Origin of the sequence: Desulfofundulus sp., assembly GCF_049701015.1 — a bacterium.
GTDB lineage: Bacteria > Bacillota > Desulfotomaculia > Desulfotomaculales > Desulfovirgulaceae > Desulfofundulus.
In genome coordinates, this window is the sequence record NZ_JBNATZ010000151.1 from 1 (window position 1) to 6241 (window position 6241).

At 54.8% G+C, this 6241-nt stretch carries 6 protein-coding genes and 1 other annotated feature; of the genes, 5 read left to right on the forward strand and 1 reads right to left on the reverse strand.

Annotation, left to right across the window (positions count from 1 at the left end; translation table 11 throughout):
• Nucleotides 1-408, reverse strand: a 408-nt coding sequence (locus tag ACPLUI_RS09750; protein WP_424660070.1) for an N-acetylmuramoyl-L-alanine amidase, incomplete at its 3' end; no start/stop codon positions are given.
• A 117-nt stretch (nucleotides 409-525) separates the two neighbouring features.
• On the opposite strand from ACPLUI_RS09750, the gene recO reads away from it, so the two are divergent.
• From recO to ACPLUI_RS09775, 5 genes are all read left to right on the forward strand, one after another.
• On the forward strand, nucleotides 526-1317 hold the full coding sequence (recO, locus tag ACPLUI_RS09755) for a DNA repair protein RecO (protein ID WP_424660071.1): 792 nt from the start codon (nucleotides 526-528) through the stop codon (nucleotides 1315-1317).
• Between the two features lie 60 nt (nucleotides 1318-1377).
• Entirely contained in the window at nucleotides 1378-1827 is a 450-nt protein-coding gene (locus tag ACPLUI_RS09760; RefSeq protein WP_424660072.1) for a DUF4342 domain-containing protein, read from the forward strand.
• A gap of 129 nt (nucleotides 1828-1956) precedes the next feature.
• Nucleotides 1957-2175 (forward strand) — a binding site (T-box leader).
• A gap of 154 nt (nucleotides 2176-2329) precedes the next feature.
• Nucleotides 2330-3196: a glycine--tRNA ligase subunit alpha gene (gene glyQ, locus ACPLUI_RS09765; RefSeq protein ID WP_424660073.1), complete on the forward strand. Its 867-nt coding sequence runs from the start codon at nucleotides 2330-2332 to the stop codon at nucleotides 3194-3196.
• Nucleotides 3197-3244: 48 nt separating this feature from the next.
• Nucleotides 3245-5335 carry a glycine--tRNA ligase subunit beta gene (gene glyS / locus ACPLUI_RS09770; RefSeq protein ID WP_424660074.1) on the forward strand — a complete coding sequence of 697 codons (2091 nt, stop codon included), beginning with the start codon at nucleotides 3245-3247 and terminating at the stop codon, nucleotides 5333-5335.
• A gap of 214 nt (nucleotides 5336-5549) precedes the next feature.
• Nucleotides 5550-6188, forward strand: a complete 639-nt coding sequence (locus ACPLUI_RS09775) for a helix-turn-helix transcriptional regulator (RefSeq protein ID WP_424660075.1) — start codon at nucleotides 5550-5552, stop codon at nucleotides 6186-6188.
• Nucleotides 6189-6241: the final 53 nt, after the last annotated feature.

Below are 6241 nucleotides of genomic sequence, written 5' to 3' on the forward strand. Positions count from 1 at the left end.
GATGTGAATGCTTACCATGGCATCGGCCGGTAGATCGTTGGCCAGGGCCACCCGGCGGGCGAGATCCTGGCGTTTCCGTTTATAAAGGCCGGTTATTTCCGGGTCGGCCAGGTCATGGTCTCCTTCCCGGGTCATGATTACCCTGGCTCCACTCTGGCGCAGGTAGAGGGCCAGCTTTTGCCCCACGGCCAGGACCAGGTCCTTTTCCAGAACATTGTTTTTCCCCACCACTCCAGGATCCACCCCGCCGTGTCCCGGATCCACTACAATTACCCGGCCGGCTAAAGCCCAGGAAAGGGCATTGATAGAGGCCTGGTGATGGATACTGGTCATGGTGTGCAGTACCAGAGAAAGGCCGCCCAGAAACAAGCAGGCAACGAGGATAATTTTTATCTTTTGTAGAGGCACAATAACAAACCTGATACTTTCACCCCCTCGGGCCGGCTTAAGTACCCTGGTCAGGCTGTGCGTCATACAGTAAAATATATGGTAAACAACAGGAAGACTTTCATTATATTCTCTGGATTGTACACACGAATTTTGTCTATCCGGGCGGAAAGGGTGGGCCAGGTGAGGTTATACAAGGTCAGGGCGGTGGTTCTGAAATCCGTGAACATCCAGGAGGCCGACCAGTTATTAACTTTATTTTCCCTGGAAAAAGGGAAAATGAGAGTCATTGCTTACGGGGCGTGTAAGCCCACCAGCCGTAAACGGGGGGCGGTGCAACCCTTTTGCCATTCCCAATTTCTTCTCCGCCGGGGCAACGGTCTGGATACGGTAAGCCAGTGCGAACTGCTGGAGATGTTTCCGGAACTGCGCTGCCGCCTGGATAAGCTGAGCTATGCCGCTTATCTGACCGAGCTGGTGGACAGTATGACCGCCGAAGAAGAGCCGGGCGAAGCGATTTTTAAATTGTTGGTGGAAACGCTGCGTGTTTTGGGTAATGGAGATGGCGAATTGCTGGCCCGGGCCTTTGAAATAAAGCTGCTGACCATTCTTGGCTATCAGCCCTGTCTGGAAAGTTGTGTTTTATGCCGGGGACCCATTAAAGGCAGCAGGGTAGTTTTCAATGCCGGGGCCGGAGGTGTGGTCTGTGCTACCTGTGCCGGAAAAGAAGGGAACGGGTTGCTCTGTTGCCGGGGCACGGTGGATTTCCTGAAACTTCTGTTGCGCTGGGATCCCGGCAGACTCGGTCAGTTGCAGGCGGGGATGGCGATTCGCAGGGAGTTGAAGGAAGTACTGCGCTCCCATCTGGAGTACCACCTGGACAGGCGCATAAAATCCCCTCGTTTTCTGGAACTTCTGGAACATGTATAAACGGCCGGACTCCCGGGTTAAATAAGGTTAAATAAAAGAATCAGGGAGGACGGGCTGCACATGAACAGCGAGTTGGAAAAAATCGATCTGATCAGGTCTCGCCTGGGGGTGAGTTACAAGGAAGCCAAGGAGGCTCTTGATGCTTCCGGAGGTGATGTCGTACAGGCCCTTATTCGCCTGGAGGAAGAGAGGAAGCACATCACGGAAAAACTCCAGGATCGGGGGCAGGAATTTTTGGAGCACTTGAAGGAACTTTTTCACCGGAGCCAGGAAACTAAAATCAAGATAAAACAGGGGGACAGGACGGTCATGGAACTGCCCGCTCCCCTGGGGGCACTGGGTCTTGTGGGAACCCTGGCCAGCAGCCAGCTGGCTGTGCTGGGAGCCCTGGGTGCGGTTACGGCCATGGCCAGGAATTACACCCTGGAAATTGAACGTCCCGGTCGGGGTGATCAGCAAAATAAAGCTGAGGGGGAGCAGCAATATACCGAACCTGGGGGCCCTACGTAAGGGGGGGTGCGGAAAGATTCCGGCCTTCCCGCTGGCAAAGAATATGGCCAATGGGGATGCGACGACGGCAAACAGCGTTCCCGTTGACTTTAGCCCGCCAATTTGATAAATTAACATTGTTCAACAGAATATCCGGCGATGAGGGAAAGAGTAGCCGGGGGAGTTTTTACAGAGAGCCGGGAAAAGGTGGGAGCCCGGTAAAACGAACCCGTGTGAAAGGGGTTCCTGAGCGGCAGGAGGAAAGCCGCCGTATCAGGTGGCGGTGAGTAAAGCCTGCACCAAATGAGGGGGCCGCTCTTGTAGCGGCCAAACAGGGTGGAACCGCGGGAAGTACCTCCCGTCCCTGGCATGGTATGCCCGGGCGGGGGGTTTAAGTTTTTAAGCCCGCCTGCAAACTAACTATTTGACTTTGGGCCTCCGGGAAAAGGGCGGTTTAGTCTTGTTGCAGCCCCACCAGGGGAGTGTCCCTTGGAATAAAGGTGTTTCAGGGAGGAATGTCTACATGAACTTTCAAGACCTGATCCTGGCTTTAAACCGTTTTTGGGCCGGTCAAAACTGCATTATCCAGCAGCCTTACGATGTGGAAAAGGGTGCGGGTACCATGAATCCGGCTACTTTCTTGCGGGTTTTAGGGCCCGAACCCTGGCGGGTGGCCTATGTGGAGCCTTCCCGCCGGCCCACCGACGGCCGCTACGGAGAGAATCCCAACCGGCTGCAGCATTATTACCAGTACCAGGTGATCCTTAAACCCTCCCCCGATGATGTGGTGGAGGTATACCTTGAGAGTCTGGCGGCCATAGGGATCAACCCCCGGGAGCATGATATACGTTTTGTGGAGGATAACTGGGAATCCCCCACCCTGGGTGCCTGGGGTCTGGGCTGGGAGGTATGGCTGGACGGGATGGAGATCACCCAGTTCACCTATTTCCAGCAATGCGGGGGTCTGGAATGCCATCCCGTTTCTGCGGAAATCACTTACGGTTTGGAGCGTCTGGCCATGTTCATCCAGGGCAAGGATAATGTTTTTGACATCGAATGGGTCAACGGCCTGACATACGGAGATGTACACCACAGGGGCGAAGTGGAATATTCCCATTATAATTTTGAAGAGGCAGATACAGATATGCTTTTTAAGCTTTTCGAGATGTACGAAAGGGAAGCCCGGCGCATAGTAGAAAAGGGCCTGGTCCTGCCGGCGTACGATTACGTGCTCAAATGTTCCCATACCTTCAACCTCCTGGATGCCCGGGGCGCTATCAGCGTTACCGAGCGTACTGCTTTCATCCACCGGGTACGCAACCTGGCCCGCGCCTGTGCCGCGGCCTATGTGGCCCAGCGGGAGGAAATGGGTTACCCTCTTTTAAAATGACAACCGTTAAGTTACCGAATGAGAACTTATTATCGAGGGAGGACAGACATGCATACCCAGGATTTCTTACTGGAAATTGGTACGGAAGAAATACCGGCCCGGTTTTTGGACCCGGCCCTGGGACAATTGAAGGAACTGGCAGCAAATCTGTTGCGGGAGAACCGGCTGCCCTTTGGTGAAATTAAAACCTATGGCACGCCCCGGCGCCTGGCCCTCTATGTTCACGACCTGGGTGATGTGCAGGAGTCACTGGTCCAGGAAGTAAAAGGGCCGGCAGTTAAAGTGGCCTTCAATCCGGCCGGGGAGCCCACCCGTGCAGCCCTGGGTTTTGCGAAAAGCCAGGGGGTGGATGTTTCAGAGCTGGTGGTGAAAAACCTGGGTCCCGTCGAATACGTTTTTGCAGTGAAGCGTCAGGAGGGCCGGCCTGCAGCGGAAGTGCTTGCAGAGCTCTGCCCCTCTATAATTGCCGGCTTGCATTTCCCAAAACCCATGCGCTGGGGAGCTCTGGAGGTGCGTTTTGCCCGTCCCATTCGCTGGCTGGTCGCTCTCTACGGCGACCAGGTGATTGATTTCTCCTACGCGGGGCTGCGGTCCGGGCGGATTACATGTGGACACCGGTTTTTAAGTGAAGGCCCTCTGGAAATTCCCCATGCCGCTAAATATCTGGAGGTTATGGAGCGGGGCCGGGTTGTGGTGGACCCCGACCGGCGCCGGAAGATGATCTGGGACCAGGTACAGGAGCTGGCAGCTCGGGTTGGCGGTCGGGTGGAACCCGACGAAGAGCTTCTTTCCGAAGTGACCAACCTGGTGGAATATCCGGCAGCCCTATGCGGCAGCTTTGACGAAGCTTTTCTGCACCTGCCCGCAGAGGTTCTTGTTACGCCCATGCGCGAACACCAGCGTTATTTCCCCGTGCGTGATGCCACAGGTAAATTACTGCCCCGTTTTATCGCTGTCAGCAACGGCAACCAGGAGCACCTGGATATCGTCCGGGCCGGGAATGAAAAGGTGTTGCGGGCTCGCCTCGCCGATGCCGCCTTTTTCTGGAAAGAAGATCTGGCCACACCCCTGGCAGACCGGGTTGAGGCCTTAAAGAAGGTCGTCTGGCAGGAGAGTTTGGGTACGGTTTACGACAAGGTGGAACGCCTTATTGGCCTGTCCCGTTACCTGGCCCGTATTCTGGCCGCTGATGAAAAAGAAACAGAACACGTGCTGCGTGCGGCATACCTGGCCAAGGCCGACCTTGTGACCAGTATGGTTTACGAATTCCCCGAATTGCAGGGTGTTATGGGCCGGGAATATGCTCTGGCTTCCGGAGAGGACCCGGCAGTGGCCCGGGCTATTTACGAGCATTACCTGCCCCGTTTTTCAGGTGATGAGCTGCCGGTAAGCATGCCGGGGCGGATTTTGAGTCTTGCTGATAAGATGGATACCCTGGTGGGTTGTTTTGCCATCGGTATCGAACCCACGGGTTCCCAGGATCCTTACGGGTTGCGACGGCAAGCCCTCGGGGTATGTTATATCTGCCTGGAGGGTGAACTGATACTTTCCTTGCGCGGGTTGATTGAACAGGCCTACGAGCAGTACAGGGGGCGGGTTGAACTAAAACTGGGTAGGGAACAGGTTGTTTCCCACTTGATGGACTTCTTTGCCCAGCGTCTGAAAGGGATTTTTGCCGACCGGGGATTGTCTTACGATACGGTGGAGGCTGTGCTGGCGGTCGGTCTTGATGATCTAACCGGTGCCTGGCAGCGTGCCCGGGCACTGGAAGCCTTTCGCGCCGAACCTCATTTTGAAGCAGTACTCACTGCTTTTACCCGTGCCTACAACCTGTCCCGCAGACACGGTTCCACGACAGTCGACCCGGCTGCCCTTGTACATCCCGCGGAAGTGGCCCTGTATGAAAAATTGAAAGAAGTTCATAGGGAGGTTGGCCGGAACCTGGCCGCCCGGGATTACCGGGGGGCGCTGGCAGCCATGGCTTCCCTGCGGCCGGGTGTTGATCAGTTTTTTGACGCTGTCATGGTCATGGTGGACGACGAAAGGATCAGGAACAACCGTTTGAGCCTGCTCAAAGGAGTGGCCACCCTGGCCCTGGAGGTGGCCGACCTGAGCAAACTGGTCGCTTCACCGGCCTGAATATTCTGGTGCCGGTGGGGCTGCCTCTTACAAGCATGGACCGTGGTCAACGTTTTAAACGGTTGATCAATATTTACCCGGGCAGGAACTAAATTGTATACATGAATTTTAATTCCCGTGCAGAAGGGAAATGTTAAAGGAATATATAATATATATAATTGGGGTCATAAGGTTGATTAGTATAGCATAATTGCTCTTTTAAGGGGCGATGAAATTGGAACTTTCCAAGCGACAGGAAGCCATTCTGGAGATTGTCAAAAAGGAAGGTCCCATTACCGGTGAGCAGATTGCCGAGCGCCTCTCCCTCACCCGGGCCACCTTGCGTCCCGATATGGCTATTTTGACCATGGCCGGCCTTTTGGAGGCCCGGCCCCGGGTGGGCTACTATTACAGCGGCAAGACACCGAACAAGGTGATTGCCGAAAAGCTCCACCGCATCAAGGTGGGAGAAGTAAAGTCCGTGCCTGTAGTGGTGTCGGAGCATTGCTCGGTGTATGATGCGGTGGTAACCATGTTCATTGAGGACGTGGGGACACTCATTGTGGTCCGGGAGGGAGGGATTCTGGAGGGAGTTATCTCGCGTAAGGATCTCTTGAAGATTACCCTGGGGGGACAGGATATCCATAAATTGCCCGTGGGTGTGGTCATGACCCGGATGCCCAATGTCATTACCGTCGGCCCTGAGGATTCGGTTTGGCTGGCAGCTAAAAAATTAATTACCCACGAAGTGGATGCCCTGCCCGTAGTACGTCCGGTTGAGGGGGGCGACAAAAATAAGGACCTCGAGGTTATCGGTCGCCTGAGCAAAACTAATATTACTCGCCTCTTTGTTGAGCTGGGAGAAGGAAACTAAGGGGGAGGTAACCATTACCACGACGAGTAATACACACCCGGTTATCTACATTG

Excerpts from the sequence above, each read along its gene's own strand:
- ACPLUI_RS09760 (WP_424660072.1), top strand. The coding sequence starts at position 1,378 with ATGAACAGCGAGTTGGAAAAAATCGATCTGATCAGGTCTCGCCTGGGG.
- glyQ (WP_424660073.1), top strand. The coding sequence starts at position 2,330 with ATGAACTTTCAAGACCTGATCCTGGCTTTAAACCGTTTTTGGGCCGGT.
- glyS (WP_424660074.1), top strand. The coding sequence starts at position 3,245 with ATGCATACCCAGGATTTCTTACTGGAAATTGGTACGGAAGAAATACCG.